This window comes from Kitasatospora sp. SC0581, assembly GCF_048159585.1.
Lineage (GTDB): Bacteria > Actinomycetota > Actinomycetes > Streptomycetales > Streptomycetaceae > Kitasatospora.
On the sequence record NZ_JBLRWA010000002.1, the window covers coordinates 260,256 to 277,797 of the forward strand.

The window sequence follows — 17,542 nt, forward strand, 5'->3', positions numbered from 1 at the left end:
ACTACGGCGGAAGAGTCGGCCGGGCGGTCGCGACGGGTCCCAGACCCGCCGAGGAACGTCCGGGCTCCACAGAGCAGGGTGGTGGGTAACGCCCACCCGGGGTGACCCGCGGGACAGTGCCACAGAAAACAGACCGCCCACCGCTTTTCGTGGTGGGTAAGGGTGAAACGGTGGTGTAAGAGACCACCAGCGACCGGGGTGACCCGGCCGGCTAGGTAAACCCCACCTGGAGCAAGGTCAAGATCGGCGCCCTCGGGCGCCGTGCGCGGACGATTGAAGGCTGCTCGCCCGAGTCCGCGGGTGGACCGCACGAGGCTGTCGGCAACGGCAGCCCTAGATGGATGGCCGCCTCCCCGGGCCGCGCAAGCAACCCGGGAGACAGAACCCGGCGTACAGGCCGACTCTTCCGCCCCCTTTCCCGCCCGCCGGTCAGGCGGGGCGGGCGCCGACGGCGTCGCGGATCTGGTCGCCGAGGCCGCCGTTGACGCGGGCGCAGTTGGCGCAGCAGAAGAACATGCCGGCGACTTCGACGCCGTGGCCGACGATGCGGACGTCGCACTGCTCGCAGCGTGGGGCGAGTTTCTCCATCGCGCACTCGAAGCTGTCGAAGGTGTAGGTGTCGCCGGTGACCGTCCTGATCTCGAAGGCCAGCCAGTAGTCGTTGCCGCAGGTGACGCAGATGGCCATGGCGGCCGTCTCCTTCCGGTGGGGCCGACCCCGGCGGGGCGGCTCGTCTCCCAGTGTCGAAGGCCCGGTCGGCGGCGGCCACCCGGAGGGGGCGGGCGGGGGCTCAGGCGGAGCCGGCGGCGAGGTCCTCCAGGGCGCGGACGGCGCGGTCGGCGTCGGCGGCGGCGACGAACAGGTGGTCGTGGTGGAAGCCGGCCACCACGTTGCAGCTGATGCCCTCCTCGGCGAGCCGGCCGGACACGGCGGCGGTCAGTCCGACGGCCTCCAGCGCCGAGTGGATCCGCAGGGTGATCCAGGCCGCCACGTACTCGTAGCGCAGCCCGAGCGCGTCCGCCTCCTCCTGGGCGATCACCATCGTGACCCCCTCGGGTTCGGCGACGGTCACCACCGGCCGCATGCCGGCGGGCACCCGGGCGGGGAGCGTGCAGTAGACGTACCGCCCGGGGTTGAGCTGCGGGCTCATGCCGCGCAGCAGCGTCGCGAGGTCTCGTTCTGCGGCCATGCCCGCCACCGTAGCGGCTGGGCGGGGGCTGCGCGGTGCTCCGTGGGCGTGTCGGAATCCGTTGACGAGCGACAGTCACCGATATATCGTCGAACTATCGAGACAGTGACTCGACTGCCTCGTTGAACCTCAGAGATTCGAGGAGGTGGGCGCGATGCGCTCAGAACGTCAAGGAAGGCGATTCCGCTGGGAGGGCCCGCGCGGCGGTGACAGTGGTGGCCCCGGTGGCCTCGGCGGCGGCGGTCGGCGCCGCGGGCCGGGCCCGGGGCCGGAGTTCCGGGGGATGCCCGGGGAGGGCTTCGAGGGCCGGGAGGCGTTCGGCGGGTTCGGCCCGCCGTTCGGTGGTGGCGGTCCCGGCCGGCCGATGGGCGGCCCGTACGGGCACGGCTTCGGCGGGCACGGCGGCCGGCGCGGTGGTCCGCACGGGCGGCGGGGCGGGCGGGCCCGGCGCGGTGACGTCCGGGCCTCGCTGCTGGCGCTGCTCAAGGAGCGGCCGATGCACGGCTACGAGATGATCGCCGAGATCGCCGAGCGGACCGGCGGGGCCTGGCGGCCCAGCCCGGGGTCGATCTACCCCAACCTCCAGCTGCTGGAGGAGGAGGGCCTGATCACCGCGGAGGAGGTCGGCGGCAAGCGGCTGGTCTCGCTCACCGAGGCGGGCCGGGCCGAGGCCGACGCCGGGCCGGCCGAGCCGTGGGCGGAGGCCGGCCGGGAGGTCGACTGGGAGGCCGTCCAGGAGGTCGGCCAGGCGCTCGCCGCCGTCGACCAGGCGATCCGCCAGGTCATGGCCACGGGCACCGAGGCGCAGCGCGCCAAGGGCCTGACGGTGCTGACCGAGGCCCGCAAGAAGCTGTACCTCATCCTCGCCGAGGATGACTGACCGACCGGGGGGAGCGGGACGGGCGGTGCTGTTGCCCGGGTGGCCCGAGCGGTCCGGGCGGCCGGGGGGAGGGCCTCACGGCCGGACCGTGAACAGGGCCACGCACACCAGCAGCAGCACCGCCCAGCCGAACCAGAGCCAGGCGTTCGGCTCGATGACCACGCTGTAGAGGCACACCGCCAGGAGCAGCACCCCGGTGACGCCGGCGACCTCCCGGTTGTGGTGCCGGACCGCCCGGGAGCGGTCCCGCGGGTGCCGTACCGTCCTCGCCATGCCGACCTCCGGGGGAGACTGCGGCCGACCTCCGGGGGGCCGCGGAGGGAGGGGGCGGCCGTCAGCCGGAGGCCGCCTCGTCGTACTCGTAGCGCCAGAACCAGCTCAGGCCCCGAACCTGCTTGCTCCGGACGTACACCAGTGTGCGCGCGGGCGTCCCGCCGTGCGCGGGGACCGGGACCTTGTACTTCTTGGGCACGCCGAGCATCGGCCCCAGCGGGATGGGGAGGATCTTCCCGTCCAGGGGGCCGCCGACGAATGCGGTGTCCGCGCTCTTCATCCCTCCAGGGTCTCACCTCCGCGGACGAGCCCGGGGCGCACCCGTGGGCCGCACCCGCGGCCGTCGCCGGGAGTGTGACCGGAGAGGCACCGCCCCCGGTCATCCGGAGGCCCTCCGCACCCTTATCCTTCCTGTTACGCCCTCGGGGTCCACCCGGGTCAGCGGGCCCGTACGGGCCGGGCGAGGCGCGAATCCGCGCGCCCTCCGGCCGATTTGGCGCGGACAGCGTGCTGCCGCGACTGCGTACCGTGACCCGGGCGTCGGCCGTCCGGTGACCCCGGGCCGCGGCCGGCAGGGCGCCGACGTCAGGGCCGAGCACCCCGGGAAGCAGACGGGGGCGCCGTGCGTTGCGTCGGAGTGGTACGTCGAACGCTGTGTCGCACCAGGCACGGCAGTTGCGCGGAAGGGGCCCGATGGAAGCCGGCAGCAGGTGGACGACCTGGTGGCAGAAGCGTGATCGTCAGCGGGCGGGGGGCCCGGACGGGCCGGCCGCCGACCTCGATCAGCTGCTCGGCGCGGTCCGCGCCGGATTCCCGCTCGCGCCCGCCGCCCACCCGGCCGGCTACCGGTGCTCCTGCGACCGGGTGGCCTGTCCGGCCCCGGCGCAGCACCCGGTCTCCTTCGCCTGGCAGACCCAGGCCACCACCGACCCCGAGCAGCTCTCCCGCTGGCTCTCCCGCGATCCGGAGGCGAACTTCATCACCGCCACCGGCCGGGTGCACGACGTGCTGGACGTCCCGGCGGAGGCCGGACGGCTGGCGCTGGAGCGGCTGACGGCGCTGGGCGTCGAGGGCCCCGTCGCCGCCGTCGGCGAGGACCGCTACCTCTTCTTCACCGCCACCCGCGGCACCCCGCAGGACGAGGACGAGTGGTGGCCGAGCGCGCTCGACTCCACCCCGGACACCATGTCCGAGCACCCCGGCCTGCGCTGGCACTGCCGCGGCTCGTACACCCTGCTGCCGCCGGCCGCGCTGCCGGACGGCTCCCACGTGCGGTGGCTGCGCGGGCCCGAGCAGCCGCTGCCGGACCCGCTGCGCGTCCTGGACGTGCTCACCGACGCCTGTACCGAGGTGGGCGCCGTCGCCGAGGAGCAGTGGCTGATCGGCTAGGGCGCCCACCGGGCGACGCTGGTCACGGCGGGGAGACGCCGGTCACGGCAGGGTGAGGACCTCCGCGCCGGTCGGCGTGACCACCAGGGTGTGCTCGAACTGGGCGGTGCGCTTGCGGTCCTTGGTGACGACCGTCCAGCCGTCCGGCCAGATCTCGTAGTCGTAGGTGCCCAGGGTCAGCATCGGCTCGATGGTGAAGGTCATGCCCGGCTTGATCACCTCGGTGGCCCGCTCGCTGTCGTAGTGCGGGATGATCAGGCCGGAGTGGAACGACGTGTTGATGCCGTGTCCGGTGAAGTCCCGCACCACGCCGTAGCCGAAGCGCTTGGCGTAGGACTCGATGACCCGCCCGATGACGTTGATCTGACGACCCGGCTTGACCGCCTTGATCGCCCGGTCGAGGGATTCCCGGGTGCGCTCGACCAGCAGCCGGGACTCCTCGTCCACGTCGCCGACCAGGTAGGTGGCGTTGAGGTCGCCGTGCACCCCGTGGATGTAGGCGGTGGCGTCGATGTTGACGATGTCGCCGTCCTGGAGCACGGTCGAGTCCGGGATGCCGTGGCAGATCACCTCGTTGATCGAGGTGCAGACGGACTTGGGGAAGCCCCGGTAGCCGAGGTCGGACGGGTAGGCGCCGTGGTCGCACATGTAGGCGTGGGCGACGGCGTCCAGCGCGTCGGTGGTGACGCCGGGGGCGATCAGCTTGGCCGCCTCCGCCATCGCCCGGGCGGCGATCCCGCTCGCGATCCGCATCTTCTCGATCGTCTCGGCGGTCTGCACCTCGGGCCCGGTGTACGGCGTCGGCGCGGGCTTGCCGACGTACTCGGGGCGCGCGATGTGCGCCGGGACCTTGCGGGTGGGGGACTGGATGCCGGGTACGAGAGCCATGCCGCGAGTCTAGTCGTCGGGCTCCGTGGCCCCGGGTGGTGTGCGGCCGGGCCCGGGGCGGGGAATGATCGGTACCGACCCATCCTTCTGGCCTTCTGAACGGGAGAGCGTCATGCCCCTCGGATTCAACCGCAAGCCGACCGGCAAACCCGGCGAGTGGTTCTACTGCATCAAGCACAACAAGGTCGAAGAGGGCCCGGAGTGCCCGGCGAAGGACCGCCTGGGCCCGTACGGCAGCCCCGAGGAGGCCGCTCAGGCCCTGCGGATCGCGGACGAGCGCAACCGCGAGTGGCGGAACGACCCGCGCTGGAGCGACCGGCCCAAGGACGAGGCCGAGTAACCACGGCGGGACCCCGATCCCGATCCCGACCCCGGTCAGGCGGTCGGCGCGGCCTCCCGTGCGGCGCGCTCGTGTTCGGCCCGCACGGCCGCGGCGTGCGGGTCGGTGCGGTCGTCGTAGGCGAGCAGCTTCGGGAGGGCGGCGGCGACCGCGAGCACGGCGACGACGCAGGCGGCACCGCCCGCCCAGACGGCGGCGCGCACGCCGACCAGCCCGGCCATGGTGCCGGCCCGGACCTGGCCGAGCTGCGGGCCGACGGAGTAGCTGAGCAGTTCCACGCCGGCCATCCGGCCGCGCAGCTCGTCGGGGATGGACTGGTTCCACATGGTCGAGCGGGCGAGCCCGCTGATCTCGTCGGCGCCGCCGGCCAGCGCCAGGCCGAGCAGCACCAGCCAGATGTGCGCGGTGAGCCCGGCGAGCGCCATCGCCGCGCCCCAGCCGACGGCGGCGACCACCAGCAGCCGCCCGTGCCGGTGGACGCGGGAGGTCCAGCCGCTGGTCGCGCCGACCAGCAGGGCGCCGAGGGCGGAGGCCGCGTACATCGGGCCGAGCGCCCAGTCCGCCCCCAACTCCGAGGCCAGGAACGGGAAGACGGCCACCGGGTAGGCGAACAGCATGGCGCAGACGTCGATCGCGTAGGTGCCGAGCAGGTCCTTGCGGCTCCACGCGTAGCGGACCCCGGTGAGCACCGCCCGGACGGACGGCCGTTCGGCGCCGGTGGGCGGCGGCACCGCCTTGATCCGGACGAGCAACAGCAGGGAGAGGGCGAAGGAGAGGACGTCCAGCGCGTACGCGGTCTGCACCCCGGCGAAGGCCACCACGACACCGGCCAGCGCCGGGCCGGCCACCGAAGCGGCGTTGTGGTACAGCGATCTGAGGGCGAACGCGGCGGTCAGGTGCTGGTGCGGGACGAGCCGGGGGAGGAGCGAGTCCAGTGCCGGGCGCTGGATGCCGTCGGCGGCCGCGACCAGCGCGGCGACCAGGTAGATCGGCCAGAGCAGCGGGTGCGGCAGCAGGGCGTTGACCAGCAGCAGCCCGGCCAGCAGGCCGAGCGCGACCTCCGCCCGCAGCACCAGCTTCCGGCGGTCCAGGGCGTCGGCGAGGGCGCCGCCCCACAGGCCGAAGACGATCAGCGGCACCAGTTCGACGGCGCCGATCAGGCCGACCGCGAAGGAGGAGCCGGTGAGTTCCTTGATCTGCATCGGCACGGCGACGAGGGTCAGGAAGCCGCCGAAACTGGTGACGCAGCCGGAGGTCCACAGGTAGCGGAAGTCGCGCGAGGCGCGCCAGGGCGACAGGTCGGGCGTCAGCGAGTGCAGCAGCCTCCGGGCGCGCCCGGGCACGGGGGGATGCGGGGGTTCGTCGACGTTCACGAACCGTCATCCTCGGGCGGCGGCCACCGCTTCCGCAAAGGGTTTTCGACCGGGGCGTGAACTTTTCGGCCGGGTGGTGAACAGGGTCACCAGCGGGTGATCGCGGGCCCCGAGGCCAGCCGCCCGGCGAGGTCGGCGAGCCGGTCCCGGACGGAGCGGCGGCCGGTCCGCTGCCCGGCGGCGACGCTGACCAGGTGCTGGGCGAGGTCGAACGGCCCCTCGGCGGCGGTGCCGACGGTCAGCCGCTCGTGCGCGAGCCGGCGGAGTTCGTCGAGGCCGTGGGGTTCGCCGCGGCCGCCGGACGCACCGGGCCCGCCGGACGTACCGGTCCCGTCGGGTGCGGTGAGCCCGTCCGGTCCGTCCGACCCGTCGGCGTCAGCGGAGCCCCCGTCCAGCGCGAGCACGGTCGCGCCGCGCCGCCGCGCGTCGTGCACCCGCTCCAGCAGCGCGGCGCCGGCCGCCCGGGGGACCACCACCAGCACGGTGTCACCGCGCCCGGCCTCGGTGAGCCGCCGCAGGTCGTGGGTCAGGTGGGCCGGGGCGTCGGCCGGCGGGCTGTGCCGCAGCAGGGTGGGCGCCAGCCGGGGGACGTCCGACCAGGCGGCCTCGTCGTCCAGGTGGGCGGCCAGGTGCCAGGGTTCGTACGCCTCGGTGCCGACCAGCAGCAGCCCGCTCGCGCTGCGCCGTTCCACGGAGCGGCGCAGCGCGCCGGCGAAGCCGCCGACCTCCTCCAGCCAGCCCGTTCCCGTCAGCCGTTCCCGGAGTGCCGAAACTCTCACCGCGTCCATGCGGGCCAGGATGTCCCGCCGGGCCGGGGATTTGGCAGGATCGGCCCATGACTTCCCTCGATTCAGCGACAAACCCGGCCCACGAGGTCCCGGACGTCTCCCAGCTGGTGGTCGGTGTGCTCGGTGGCACCGGCGACCAGGGGCGAGGACTCGCCCTGCGGCTGGCCAAGGCCGGCCAGCAGGTGATCATCGGCTCCCGCGACGCCGCCCGGGCCGAGGCCTCGGCGGCCGCGCTGGGCCTCGGCGTGCGCGGCGCCGACAACGCCACCGTCGCCCGGGAGAGCGACGTGGTGATCATCGCGGTCCCGTGGGACGGCCACGCCGCCACCCTGACCGCGCTGCGCGAGGAGCTCGCGGGCAAGATCGTCGTCGACTGCGTCAACCCGCTGGGCTTCGACAAGCAGGGCGCGTACGCGCTGAAGCCGGAGGAGGGCAGCGCCGCCGAGCAGGCCGCCGCGCTGCTGCCGGACTCCCGGGTCACCGCCGCGTTCCACCACCTCTCGGCGGTGCTGCTGCAGGACGAGTCGGTGGAGAGCATCGACACCGACGTCATGGTGCTCGGCGACGACCGGGAGGCCACCGACGTCGTCCGGGGCCTGGCCGCCCGCATCCCCGGGATGCGCGGCATCTTCGCGGGCCGGCTGCGCAACGCCCACCAGGTCGAGGCGCTGGTCGCCAACCTGATCTCGGTCAACCGCCGGTACAAGGCCCACGCGGGCCTGCGGATCACCGACGTCTGAGCGGATCCGGGCAGAGGCGTGTCGACCTCACCCCTGGACCCGGTCCGGAGGTGAGGTCGGCGACAATGGGTGGCGGCCGTGACCCGGCCGCCCGCACCCGTTCTAGGAGCCCTCCGCCATGCCTCGCACGTCCCGCTTCGCCCTGGCCGCCGTCGTCCTCGCGCTCGTGGCCCTGGTGGTCTCGCTGGTCCAGGGCTTCTGGCTGGGCCTGATCTGGCTGCCGCTGGCCGGCGTGGCCAGCAACGTGCTGTGGATGGACCGCCGCCGGGCCAGGATCGCCGCCGCGACCGCGGCCGCCGCCGAGTAGCGCCGGCCGCCGAGCAGGGCTAGTTCTTCCAGAAGCTGAACAGGTACCGGCCGAGCGTCGCGTAGTCCTGGTCCACGCCGAACAGGTTCATCAGGCCGTGGACGATCCCGAAGAAGAACTCGTTCACCTGGGGCTGCCACAGCAGCGCGAACACCGCGAGCATCCCGTACGGCGCGAACGGCTCGATCGCGCGCCGGGTCTGGTACGACAGCCAGGGCTCGACGATGCCGTAGCCGTCCAGTCCGGGCACCGGCAGCAGGTTCAGCACCGCCGCGCTCAGCTGGAGGAAGCCGAGGAAGCCCAGCGCGCCGGAGAACGGCGAGATGATCAGCTCGTGGCCCTCCCAGAACGCGTGCACGGTCGGGTCGTCCAGCCAGCCCGCGCCGATCGGGACCAGCAGCGCCGCTGCGATGAGCAGGTTGACCAGCGGGCCGGCCGCCGAGATCAGGCTGTGCTTGAGCCGGCCCTGGATGCGGTGCCGCTCGATCCAGACCGAGCCGCCGGGCAGGCCGATGCCGCCGAGGATCACGAAGACGATCGGCAGCACGAAGCTGAGCAGCACGTTGGCGTACTTCAGCGGGTTGAGCGTGAGGTAGCCCTTGGCGCCGACGGAGATGTCGCCGCCGTGCAGCGCGGTGCGCGCGTGGGCGTACTCGTGCAGGCAGAGCGAGACCATCCAGCCCGCGACCACGAACAGGAACACCCCGAACGAGGCGTTGCCGTAGCCCTGGTACACCGCCCAGCCGGAGGTGCCGAGGACGGCCAGGAGCACCCAGAACACCGGGCTGATCCGGCGGTCCTCGCTGCGGGAGCGCGGCGTGGCGGCGAAGGTCATGGTGTGGGTGCTCCGTGGGCAGAGGGAACGGGAAGGACCGGCAGGGACCGATCATGCCGGGCGGGCCGGTGGCCGGACAAGCCGCCTCCGGTGAACGTCCGAGGGCCCGGGGTCGGTTCCGCCGGGGCGCCGGGCCCTGCACAATTGTGCGGCCCTTCCCCCGCCGATCGACCAGAATGGTCCGGTGCACTACGGCATCCTCGGAACCACGACGGCCCACCACGACGACGGCACCCCGGTACCGATCGGCGGCGCCCGGCTACGGGCCCTGCTCGCGGCCCTGGCCCTCCGGCAGGGCCGGCCGGTGCCGGCCGACCTGCTGGTGGACGAGGTGTGGGAGGCCGAGCCGCCCCAGGACTCCTCCGCCGCGCTCCAGACCCTGGTCGGCCGGCTGCGCCGCACCATCGGCCGGGACGAGGTCGGCTCCGGCCCGGCCGGGTACTGGCTGACCGGTCCGGCCACCGACCTCGCCGACTTCCAGCGGCTGACCGGCGAGGGCCGCCGCGCCCTGGACACCGGGGACCACGCGCTCGCCGCCGAGCGGCTGGGCGCCGCCCTGGCGCTGTGGCGCGGCCCCGCGCTGGCCGACCTGCCGGACCGCACCGGCCCGGCCGTCCGGCTGGAGGCCCAGCGCGAGGAGGCCCGCCGCCACCGGATCACCGCCGACCTCGGCCTCGGCCGCGCCGCCGACCTGGTCGCCGAGCTGGCCGAGCTGTGCGAACGGCAGCCGCTGGACGAGTCGTTGCAGCTGCTGATGATCCGGGCGCTGCACGAGAGCGGACGGACGGCCGAGGCGCTGCGCCACTACGAGCGGACCAGGCGGGCCCTGGCCGAGGAGCTCGGCGCCGACCCGGGCCGCGGACTCCAGTCCCTGTACGCCGAGTTGCTCGCCCCGGAGGCGCCGGAGCCGGTCCACGCCGCGCCCGCGCCCGCGTCCGTACCCGCCGCCGCCCCCCAACTCCCGCGCGCCGTCGGCAACCTGCGCGGCCGGCTGACCAGCTTCGTCGGCCGCGAGGACGATCTCGCCGCGCTGCGCGGGATGCTGACGGACCGTCGGCTGGTGACGCTGACCGGCCCCGGCGGCTCCGGCAAGACCAGCCTCTCGACCGAGGCCGGGCGCGCCGAACAGGCCGCCGGGGGCTGGCCGGGCGGCGTCTGGGTGGCCGAACTCGCCCCGCTGGAGAGCCCGGACGCGGTGCCCGCCGCCGTGGTCTCCGCGCTCGGCCTGCGCGAGATCGTGCTGCACAGCACCAGCATGGTCGCCGAGGTGATCGAGAAGCGGGCCGAGGACCCGGTGCGCCGGCTGGTCGAGCACTGCGGCCACCGCCGGATGCTGCTCGTCCTGGACAACTGCGAGCACCTGATCCAGGCCGCCGCCGACCTCGCCGACGTCCTGCTCGCCGAGTGCCCCGGGCTGACGGTGCTCGCCACCAGCCGCGAGCCGCTGGGCGTGCCCGGGGAGACGGTGCTGCCGGTCGAGCCGCTGCCCGACCCGGTCGCGCTGCGGCTGTTCGTCGAGCGCGCCGCCGCCGCCCGTCCCGGCTTCGACCCGCAGGGCGACCCGGAGGCCTGCGCCGAGATCTGCCGCCGGCTGGACGGGCTGCCGCTGGCCATCGAACTGGCCGCGGCCCGGCTGCGGGTGATGACGGCGCGCCAGATAGCCGACCGGCTGGACGGCCGGTTCGCGCTGCTCACCGCGGGCAGCCGCACCCTGCTGCCGCGCCAGCAGACGCTGCGCGCGGTGGTCGACTGGAGCTGGGACCTGCTGGGCAAGCGGGAGCGGGCGGTGCTGCGCCGGCTCTCGGTGTTCGCGGGCGGCTGGCAGCTGGAGGACGCCGAGGCGGTCTGCGCCGACGGCGTCGAGGTGGCCCCCGGCGAGGTCGCCGACCTGCTGCTGTCGCTGGTCGACAAGTCCCTGCTGGTGGCCGACCTGGACGGGGCCAGCCTGCCGCGCTACCGGATGCTGGAGACCATCCACGAGTACGCGACCGAGCGCCTCGCCGGGTCCGCCGCCGAGCGCGCCGCCACCGAGGCCCGCCACCTGGCGCACTTCCGCACCCTGCTCGCCGCCGCCGACGCGGAGATCCACGGCCCCCGGCAGCTGCACTGGCTGACGGTGCTGGAGCGCGAGCAGGACAACATCCGGACGGCGCTGCGCCGCGCGATCGACCTGCGGGACGAGGAGCAGGCGCTGCTCCTCGCCATCGGCATGAGCTGGTACTGGTCGCTGCGCGGCTACAGCATGGAGGCGCGCACCTGGTACACCGCGATCGCCGCGCTCGGCCCGGACCCGTTCGGCCCGGACGCCCCGCGGGCGGTGCCGCTGGAGCGCGGCGTGCTGGCGTACGACCTGCCGCTGCCGACGGCGGTGGTCGAGGAGGCCCGCCGGCTGCTGGCGATGTTCCGGCTGATCGGGCTGTTCGAGGGCAACCTGGACGTCCTCGGGGACCCGGAGGCGATCGAGGTCGCCCAGCGGCTGATGGACGCCTACACCCCGGACCTGCCGCAGTCCTACCGCTTCCCGGCGCTGATGCGGGTGTTCGGCGCCTTCCTGGCCGGCCGCCTGGACATGATGAAGGACCTGATGGACGACGCCGTCCAGGGCTGCGAGCAGTACGGCGGGCCGAGCGACCTGGCGTTCATCCTGCAGGTCCGGGCCAGGATGATGAACGACTGGCCGAGCGGCGCCGAGCAGAGCATCGAGGACGGCGCCCGCTCGCTGGAGCTGTACGAGCAGTCGGGCGACCTCTGGGGGATCTCCCAGGCGCTGTCCGCGCACGGCGAGTCGCTGGCCAACCGGGGCGAGGCCGCGGCCGCCGCCGAGGCGTACGCGCGGGCGATCGAGCTGATCGAGGAGCTGGGGGCGCCGCAGGAGGTGCCGATCCTGCGGGTGAACCTGGGCACCGCCCTGCTGGAGCAGGACATGGAGCACGGCGAGCGGGTCGTCCGCGAGGCGCTGGCCTCCATCGACACCCCGGGCCTCAACCAGGCCACCACCGGGGCGCTGATGTTCGGCCACCTGACGCTCTGCGGCATCCACGCCCACCGCGGCGAGTTCGCGCAGGCGCTGGCCGAGCTGGACGAGCTGGACATAGTCCGGGTCGGCGGCTTCGCGCCGAGCCTGGTGACCGGGATGCTGATGAGCGCCCGCGGCTGGATCACCGCCCGGGCCGGGGACCCGGAGGCGGGGCTCGACCTGCTGCGCGCCGGCTGGCGGCAGCTGCGGGCGGTGACGGCCGCGAGCGGCTTCGCCGAGCACATGACGGTCATGGTGGTGCCCGCGGTGACGGCGGTGCTGGGCAGCTTCGCCCAGCGCGACGGGGACCTCGGGCGGGCCCGGGCGGCGGCCGTGCTGGCCGGCGCCCACGGCGGGCTGAACGGCCCGAAGGGCGGCTACCTGGACCGGGTCGAGCGGGCGCGTTCGGAGGCGGCCCTGCGGGAGTCGCTGGGGGACGCGGGGTACGAGGAGGCCCGGGCCGGCGGGGTCGGGATGACCCAGGAGCAGGTCTTCGAGCTGCTGGAGGGGCTGCTCGGCTAGCCACGGCGCGGTCGGGCCCGGGCGGTCGGATCCCGTACAGCCGGTGCCCGTGCGGCCGGTGCCCGTCCCCTGGTCACCGGCCGCACGGGCCCGTACGGCGGCCGGCGCCTGTCCGGGGCGGCCGGCCGTCCTGCCCGGCGGCCTTCCCCGGCGAGGGCCGGGGGAGCCGACGGTGGTCATGGGGGTCAGGTCCGCTTGCGGAACCGGGCGACCGCCAGCGGGGCGAAGACGGCGGTGACGGCGGCCGACCAGATCAGCACGATCATCACCGGGTGGGCCACCGGACCCGTGCCGTTGAGCAGGGAGCGGGAGGCGTCGGCCAGCGCCGAGAGCGGGTTGACCTTGGTGAAGGACTGCAGCCAGCCCGGCATGGTGTCGGTCCGGGCGAAGATCGAGCTGCCGAACTGCATCGGCATCAGGACCAGCATGGCCACGCCCTGGACGGCCTGGGCGCTGCGCAGGGCCATGCCCAGCAGCATCGAGATCCAGACGATCGACATGCCGAACAGCAGGGCGAGGCCGATCGTGGCCAGCACCTCCAGCGGTCCGGTCTTCACCTCGAAGCCGATGCACATCGCGAAGCCGATCAGGATCGCGAAGGAGAGCAGCCCGCGGAGGGTCTCGGCGACGATCTTGGACAGCAGGACGGAGGCCCGGCCGATCGGCAGCGTGCGGAAGCGGTCCATCACGCCGCTCTGGAAGTCGCTGTTGAGGCCGGTGCCGACGGCCATCGCGAGGGTGAGGCCGGTCTGCCCGAGCAGGCCGGGGATCAGGTACTGCTTGTAGGTGTCCTGGTCGCCGGCCATCGCGCCGCCGAAGACGTAGACGAACAGCACGGTGAAGATGACGGGCATCAGCACGGCGTCGAACATCGACTCCGGGTCGGCCTTGATCCGCATCAGGTTGCGCCGGGTCAGCGCGCCGACGTGGCGCAGGGTGCCGGTCAGGCCGATCCGGGAGTCCTCCGCCGGGGGCCGGGTGTCCCGGGCCCGGGAGGGGGTGAGCGTGGCGGTGGTCATGCGACGGGCTCCTTGGCGAGGCTGGGGGCGGGCACGGCGGCGGACGCGGGCTTGCCGGTGATGGCGAGGAAGACCTCGTCCAGGCTGGGCACCTTGGTGTCGATGCCGGCGATGGCGAAGCCGCGGCTGCCGAGCACGCCGATCACCGCGGTCAGCTGCTCCTCGCCGGTGATCGGCACCGCGAGCAGCCCGGTGTCGGTGGAGACGGTGGCGTTGAGGACGCCGCTCTCGTGCAGGCAGCGGGCCATCTCGGGCAGCTCGGCCGGGTGGGCCGGGCGAACCTGGAGGGTCTGGCCGCCGACCTTGGCCTTGAGCTCGGAGACGGCGCCGTTGGCGATCACCCGGCCGCGGTCGATGACGGTCAGCTCGTTCGCGAGCTGCTCCGCCTCCTCCATGTACTGGGTGGTCAGCAGCACGGTGCTGCCCTCGGCGACCATCCGCTGCACCTCGTCCCAGACCTCGTTGCGGGTGCGCGGGTCCAGGCCGGTGGTGGGCTCGTCCAGGTAGAGCACCCGGGGGCGGCCCATCATGCTGGCGGCCAGGTCGAGGCGGCGGCGCATGCCGCCGGAGTAGGTCTTGGCGGTCCGCTTGGCGGCCTCGGTGAGCGAGAAGCGCTCCAGCAGCTCGGCGGCCCGGGCCCTGGCCTCCCGGCGCGGGAGGTCGAGCAGCCGGCCGATGAGGTAGAGGTTCTCGTACCCGGAGAGCAGCTCGTCCACGGAGGCGTACTGGCCGGTGAGGCCGATCGTGCGGCGCAGCTGCTTGGGCTGGCGCAGCACGTCGTAGCCGCCGACGTACGCGGTGCCGGCGTCCGGCTTGATCAGGGTGGAGAGGACGCGCACCAGGGTGGTCTTGCCCGCGCCGTTGGGGCCGAGCAGGGCGAGCACGGTGCCCTCCCGGACGGTCAGGTCGACCCCGTCGAGGGCCTTCGTCTCGCCGTAGTGCTTGACGATGCCCCGCACCTCCACGGCGTTCCCGGAAGTGGTTCCCCGGTCGTTCGGGGCTGTCGCGATTCGTGTCATGCCCCCAGGCTGTCCGCCCCGGCTGTCAGCTCCCTGTCGGCCGGGGCGGTGCGCTGTCGGTTCGCTGTCACGCCGCTGTCAGCGGCCGCCGCGGGGCCGGGAACGGCGGCGGCCCCGCTCCCGGCGGGGGGAGCGGGGCCGCTGCGTCGGGCCTTACGTGAAGCTGTGCTCGGCCGCGGGGAAGGCGCCGGTGCGGACGTCCTGGGCGTAGGCGCGGGCGGCGTCGCCGAGGACGGTGCGCAGGTCGGCGTACTGCTTGACGAACTTGGGCACCCGGCCGGCCGTCATGCCGGCCATGTCGGTCCAGACCAGCACCTGGGCGTCGGTGTCCGGGCCGCCGCCGATGCCGACGGTCGGGATCGCCAGCTGCTCGGTGACCTGGGCGGCCAGCTCGGCCGGGACGGCCTCCAGCACGACCGCGAAGGCGCCGGACTGCTGGACGGCCTTGGCGTCGCGGAGCAGCTGGTGGGCCGCCTCGTCGCCCCGGCCCTGGACCGGGTAGCCGCCGAGGGCGTGCACGGACTGCGGGGTGAGGCCGATGTGGGCCATCACCGGGACGCCAGCCTCGACCAGCAGCTCGATCGAGCGGGCGCTGCGCTCCCCGCCCTCCAGCTTGACCGCGCCGACCCCGGCCTCCTTCATCAGCCGGGCCGCGTTGTGCATGGCCTGGGCGGGGGACTCCTGGTAGGAGCCGAACGGCAGGTCGGCGACGATCATGGACCGCTTGGTGCCGCGGACGACGGCGGCGGAGAGCATCACCATCTGATCCATGGTCACCGGGACGGTGGTCTCGTAGCCGAGGTGGCAGTTGCCCGCCGAGTCGCCGACCAGCAGTACCGGGATGCCGGCCTCGTCGAACACGCCCGCGGTGAGGGCGTCGTAGGCGGTCAGCATCGACCACTTCTCGCTGCGCTGCTTGGCGGCGGCGAGGTCGCGGACGGTGACCCGGCGGTTGGTGACCCCGCCGTAGAGGGTGGTGGTCGACGCCTGGTTCTGGGCAGGCGAAGGCGTAGAAGCGTTCATCGAACGGACTCCTGAAGGGTTGTCGTCTCGTGGCGCCGTACGGCGTCCCCGGATCACCTCCATGCTTGCACGCCCCGGCTCCGGCGCAAAGAGGGGTGCGTTCGTCCCGGTGCGATCCACGCCACACCGGGTGCGATCCGCGCCGCACCGGGTGCGCGGGCGCCCCGCGCCGGGGTGCGCGGGAGGCCCCCGAATTTGCCTGCTCTTTACGAAACGGGTTCGTCTCGTATCGTATCGGCCGCTAGTCTGGTGCGGGGGGTTACGAGACGCATTCGGCTCGGAATTGCCCGCCAGTGCCACACCACCACGGACGGGAACACCCATGACCACCGCAGCCGCGCCACCCCGCGTGCCGGAAGCCATCCACCGTCGGCGCTGGGCGATCCTCGGCACCCTGCTGCTCGCCCTGCTCGTCGTCGTGCTCGACAACTCGATCCTCAACGTCGCGATGAAGACCATCGCGACCCCCGCGCCGGTCGGCCTCGGGGCCACCCAGAGCGACCTGGAATGGTCGATCAACTCCTACACCCTGGTCTTCGCCGGCCTGCTGTTCACCTCCGGCCTGCTCGGCGACCGGTTCGGCCGCAAGCGCGCGCTGCTGGCCGGCATGGTGGTCTTCGGGATCGCCTCGCTGCTGTCCGCGCTGGCCGCCTCGCCCGGTGAACTCATCGGCTACCGCGCCCTGATGGGCGTCGGCGGCGCGCTCGCGATGCCCGCCACGCTGGCGATCATCATGAACGTCTTCGAGCGCTCCGAGCAGCCCAAGGCGATCGGGATCTGGGCCGGCGCGGTCGGCCTGGCCATCGCCATCGGCCCGATCACCGGCGGCCTGCTGATCGAGCACTTCTGGTGGGGCTCGGTCTTCCTGGTCAACGTCCCGATCGTTGTCGTCGCGGTGATAGCGATGGTGATCCTGGTCCCCGAGTCCAAGGACCCCAACCCGGGCCGGATGGACCCGATCGGCGTACTGCTGTCGATCATCGGCCTGGTCGCGCTGATCTACGGCATCATCAAGGGTGGCGAGCTGGCCGACTTCACCGCGGCCGGGGCCTGGGTGCCGACCCTGGTCGGCGTGGTCGCGCTGGTCGCCTTCGTCTGGTACGAGCGCCGCACCGCGTTCCCCGCGCTGGACGTCACCTGGTTCCGCAACCGGGTGTTCAGCGCCTCCGTGGTGGTCGTCGGCGTGATCTTCTTCGCGCTGATGGGCGTCTCCTTCTTCGGCGTCTTCTACATCCAGAGCGTGCGCGGCTACAGCGCCCTCCAGGCCGGCGTGCTGATGCTGCCGCTGGCCGCCGCCCAGCTGGTGTTCGCGCCGCGGGCCCGGCTGGTGGTCGACCGCCTCGGCGTCGCCGCCACCGCCGCCGGCGGCATGCTGCTGGTCGCGCTCGGCTTCGTCGGCTACGTCGTGCTGACCGCCACCACCCCGATCTGGGTGCTGGTCCTGCTCGGCCTGGTGATGGGCGCCGGCATGGCGCACGTCATGCCGCCGGTCACCGTCGCGATCATGGCCTCGCTGCCCCGCGAGAAGGCCGGCGCCGGCTCGGCCGTCAACAACACCTTCCGCCAGGTCGGCGGCTCGCTCGGGGTCGCCGTGCTCGGCGCGGTGCTCTCCACCGTCTACCGCGACGGGATGGCCGACACCCTGACCCACCTGCCCGAGGGACTGCGCGACAAGGCCGGCGAGTCGCTGGAGGCCACCCTGGCCATCGCCGGCCGCATCCCCGGCGGCGAGGCGCTGGTCGCCCCGGCGAACGACTCCTTCATCCACGCCATGCACGTGGTCGCCTCGCTCTCGGTGGGCGTCTCGGTGATCGGCGCCGTCGTCGCCTGGTTCCTGCTGCCGGGCCGCTCGGCCGCCCCAGCGGGACCGGCCGGGCCGGCCCCCGAGCAGCGCGGCCAGGAGCGGGAGTCCGCGGCCGCGGACGCCTGACCGGCGGCCGG

Annotated in this window: 18 protein-coding genes and 1 other RNA gene; 8 read left to right on the plus strand and 11 right to left on the minus strand. The window is 73.8% G+C overall.

The genetic code is table 11. The features are described 5' to 3' along the window. Positions 1-11: 11 nt before the first annotated feature. Positions 12-409, plus strand: an RNA gene (rnpB, locus tag ACLWS4_RS04315) — RNase P RNA component class A. Positions 410-429: 20 nt separating this feature from the next. Here the strand turns inward: rnpB and ACLWS4_RS04320 are convergent. Together ACLWS4_RS04320 and ACLWS4_RS04325 are read right to left on the minus strand one after the other, a co-directional pair. Continuing rightward, a complete protein-coding gene (locus tag ACLWS4_RS04320; protein ID WP_049658025.1) occupies positions 430-687 on the minus strand; it encodes a hypothetical protein in 258 nt (85 codons plus the stop codon). A gap of 103 nt (positions 688-790) precedes the next feature. Then, positions 791-1,189, minus strand: a complete 399-nt coding sequence (locus tag ACLWS4_RS04325) for an ACT domain-containing protein (RefSeq protein ID WP_074000845.1) — start codon at positions 1,187-1,189, stop codon at positions 791-793. A 283-nt stretch (positions 1,190-1,472) separates the two neighbouring features. Between ACLWS4_RS04325 and ACLWS4_RS04330 the strand changes: the two genes are divergently transcribed. After that, positions 1,473-2,069, plus strand: coding sequence for a PadR family transcriptional regulator (locus ACLWS4_RS04330; RefSeq protein WP_107418642.1), 597 nt, complete (start codon positions 1,473-1,475; stop codon positions 2,067-2,069). A 75-nt stretch (positions 2,070-2,144) separates the two neighbouring features. Here ACLWS4_RS04330 and ACLWS4_RS04335 read toward each other — a convergent pair whose 3' ends face one another. Then, complete coding sequence (locus tag ACLWS4_RS04335; RefSeq protein ID WP_375874053.1) at positions 2,145-2,342, minus strand: hypothetical protein; 198 nt, start codon at positions 2,340-2,342, stop codon at positions 2,145-2,147. A gap of 61 nt (positions 2,343-2,403) precedes the next feature. Continuing rightward, a complete protein-coding gene (locus ACLWS4_RS04340) occupies positions 2,404-2,622 on the minus strand; it encodes a hypothetical protein (RefSeq protein WP_053112518.1) in 219 nt (72 codons plus the stop codon). 413 nt (positions 2,623-3,035) lie between these two features. On the opposite strand from ACLWS4_RS04340, the gene ACLWS4_RS04345 reads away from it, so the two are divergent. Continuing rightward, positions 3,036-3,731, plus strand: coding sequence for a bifunctional DNA primase/polymerase (locus ACLWS4_RS04345; protein ID WP_049659894.1), 696 nt, complete (start codon positions 3,036-3,038; stop codon positions 3,729-3,731). Between the two features lie 42 nt (positions 3,732-3,773). On the opposite strand, the gene map is transcribed toward ACLWS4_RS04345, so the two are convergent. Continuing rightward, the gene (map, locus tag ACLWS4_RS04350; RefSeq protein WP_049659897.1) at positions 3,774-4,619 is read right to left on the minus strand and encodes a type I methionyl aminopeptidase; all 846 of its coding nucleotides are present in this window, start codon (positions 4,617-4,619) and stop codon (positions 3,774-3,776) included. A 112-nt stretch (positions 4,620-4,731) separates the two neighbouring features. Here map and ACLWS4_RS04355 point away from each other — a divergent pair, with 112 nt between their 5' ends. Next, a complete protein-coding gene (locus tag ACLWS4_RS04355; protein ID WP_049659898.1) occupies positions 4,732-4,959 on the plus strand; it encodes a hypothetical protein in 228 nt (75 codons plus the stop codon). Between the two features lie 35 nt (positions 4,960-4,994). Here ACLWS4_RS04355 and ACLWS4_RS04360 read toward each other — a convergent pair whose 3' ends face one another. Both ACLWS4_RS04360 and ACLWS4_RS04365 read right to left on the minus strand, forming a co-directional pair. After that, complete coding sequence (locus ACLWS4_RS04360; RefSeq protein ID WP_416873405.1) at positions 4,995-6,332, minus strand: MFS transporter; 1,338 nt, start codon at positions 6,330-6,332, stop codon at positions 4,995-4,997. 86 nt (positions 6,333-6,418) lie between these two features. Continuing rightward, a complete protein-coding gene (locus ACLWS4_RS04365) occupies positions 6,419-7,120 on the minus strand; it encodes a hypothetical protein (RefSeq protein WP_387819742.1) in 702 nt (233 codons plus the stop codon). Positions 7,121-7,167: 47 nt separating this feature from the next. Here ACLWS4_RS04365 and npdG point away from each other — a divergent pair, with 47 nt between their 5' ends. After that, positions 7,168-7,860 carry an NADPH-dependent F420 reductase gene (gene npdG / locus ACLWS4_RS04370; RefSeq protein ID WP_049660247.1) on the plus strand — a complete coding sequence of 231 codons (693 nt, stop codon included), beginning with the start codon at positions 7,168-7,170 and terminating at the stop codon, positions 7,858-7,860. 118 nt (positions 7,861-7,978) lie between these two features. Then, complete coding sequence (locus tag ACLWS4_RS04375) at positions 7,979-8,167, plus strand: hypothetical protein (RefSeq protein ID WP_074000852.1); 189 nt, start codon at positions 7,979-7,981, stop codon at positions 8,165-8,167. A gap of 19 nt (positions 8,168-8,186) precedes the next feature. Here the strand turns inward: ACLWS4_RS04375 and ACLWS4_RS04380 are convergent, their stop codons facing one another. Beyond that, positions 8,187-9,002 (minus strand): site-2 protease family protein, encoded by an 816-nt coding sequence (locus ACLWS4_RS04380; RefSeq protein ID WP_049660242.1) that lies wholly within the window; start codon positions 9,000-9,002, stop codon positions 8,187-8,189. A 184-nt stretch (positions 9,003-9,186) separates the two neighbouring features. Here ACLWS4_RS04380 and ACLWS4_RS04385 point away from each other — a divergent pair, with 184 nt between their 5' ends. Then, the gene (locus ACLWS4_RS04385) at positions 9,187-12,540 is read left to right on the plus strand and encodes an ATP-binding protein (RefSeq protein WP_416873406.1); all 3,354 of its coding nucleotides are present in this window, start codon (positions 9,187-9,189) and stop codon (positions 12,538-12,540) included. Between the two features lie 185 nt (positions 12,541-12,725). Here ACLWS4_RS04385 and ACLWS4_RS04390 read toward each other — a convergent pair whose 3' ends face one another. From ACLWS4_RS04390 to panB, 3 genes are all read right to left on the minus strand, one after another. Continuing rightward, entirely contained in the window at positions 12,726-13,559 is an 834-nt protein-coding gene (locus ACLWS4_RS04390; protein ID WP_074000854.1) for an ABC transporter permease, read from the minus strand. Further along, positions 13,556-14,578, minus strand: coding sequence for an ATP-binding cassette domain-containing protein (locus ACLWS4_RS04395; protein ID WP_380738806.1), 1,023 nt, complete (start codon positions 14,576-14,578; stop codon positions 13,556-13,558). Before ACLWS4_RS04395 ends, ACLWS4_RS04390 begins: the two co-directional genes overlap by 4 nt. 153 nt (positions 14,579-14,731) lie before the next feature. Beyond that, positions 14,732-15,601: a 3-methyl-2-oxobutanoate hydroxymethyltransferase gene (panB, locus tag ACLWS4_RS04400; RefSeq protein WP_416873407.1), complete on the minus strand. Its 870-nt coding sequence runs from the start codon at positions 15,599-15,601 to the stop codon at positions 14,732-14,734. A gap of 322 nt (positions 15,602-15,923) precedes the next feature. Between panB and ACLWS4_RS04405 the strand changes: the two genes are divergently transcribed. Then, positions 15,924-17,531, plus strand: a complete 1,608-nt coding sequence (locus ACLWS4_RS04405; protein ID WP_117487485.1) for an MFS transporter — start codon at positions 15,924-15,926, stop codon at positions 17,529-17,531. Positions 17,532-17,542: the final 11 nt, after the last annotated feature.

Excerpts from the sequence above, each read along its gene's own strand:
- ACLWS4_RS04320 (WP_049658025.1), bottom strand. The coding sequence starts at position 687 with ATGGCCATCTGCGTCACCTGCGGCAACGACTACTGGCTGGCCTTCGAG.
- ACLWS4_RS04325 (WP_074000845.1), bottom strand. The coding sequence starts at position 1,189 with ATGGCCGCAGAACGAGACCTCGCGACGCTGCTGCGCGGCATGAGCCCG.
- ACLWS4_RS04335 (WP_375874053.1), bottom strand. The coding sequence starts at position 2,342 with ATGGCGAGGACGGTACGGCACCCGCGGGACCGCTCCCGGGCGGTCCGG.
- map (WP_049659897.1), bottom strand. The coding sequence starts at position 4,619 with ATGGCTCTCGTACCCGGCATCCAGTCCCCCACCCGCAAGGTCCCGGCG.
- panB (WP_416873407.1), bottom strand. The coding sequence starts at position 15,601 with ATGAACGCTTCTACGCCTTCGCCTGCCCAGAACCAGGCGTCGACCACC.
- ACLWS4_RS04405 (WP_117487485.1), top strand. The coding sequence starts at position 15,924 with ATGACCACCGCAGCCGCGCCACCCCGCGTGCCGGAAGCCATCCACCGT.
- ACLWS4_RS04340 (WP_053112518.1), bottom strand. The coding sequence starts at position 2,622 with ATGAAGAGCGCGGACACCGCATTCGTCGGCGGCCCCCTGGACGGGAAG.
- ACLWS4_RS04355 (WP_049659898.1), top strand. The coding sequence starts at position 4,732 with ATGCCCCTCGGATTCAACCGCAAGCCGACCGGCAAACCCGGCGAGTGG.
- ACLWS4_RS04375 (WP_074000852.1), top strand. The coding sequence starts at position 7,979 with ATGCCTCGCACGTCCCGCTTCGCCCTGGCCGCCGTCGTCCTCGCGCTC.
- npdG (WP_049660247.1), top strand. The coding sequence starts at position 7,168 with ATGACTTCCCTCGATTCAGCGACAAACCCGGCCCACGAGGTCCCGGAC.
- ACLWS4_RS04330 (WP_107418642.1), top strand. The coding sequence starts at position 1,473 with ATGCCCGGGGAGGGCTTCGAGGGCCGGGAGGCGTTCGGCGGGTTCGGC.
- ACLWS4_RS04395 (WP_380738806.1), bottom strand. The coding sequence starts at position 14,578 with ATGACACGAATCGCGACAGCCCCGAACGACCGGGGAACCACTTCCGGG.
- ACLWS4_RS04380 (WP_049660242.1), bottom strand. The coding sequence starts at position 9,002 with ATGACCTTCGCCGCCACGCCGCGCTCCCGCAGCGAGGACCGCCGGATC.
- ACLWS4_RS04390 (WP_074000854.1), bottom strand. The coding sequence starts at position 13,559 with ATGACCACCGCCACGCTCACCCCCTCCCGGGCCCGGGACACCCGGCCC.
- ACLWS4_RS04365 (WP_387819742.1), bottom strand. The coding sequence starts at position 7,120 with ATGGACGCGGTGAGAGTTTCGGCACTCCGGGAACGGCTGACGGGAACG.
- ACLWS4_RS04345 (WP_049659894.1), top strand. The coding sequence starts at position 3,036 with ATGGAAGCCGGCAGCAGGTGGACGACCTGGTGGCAGAAGCGTGATCGT.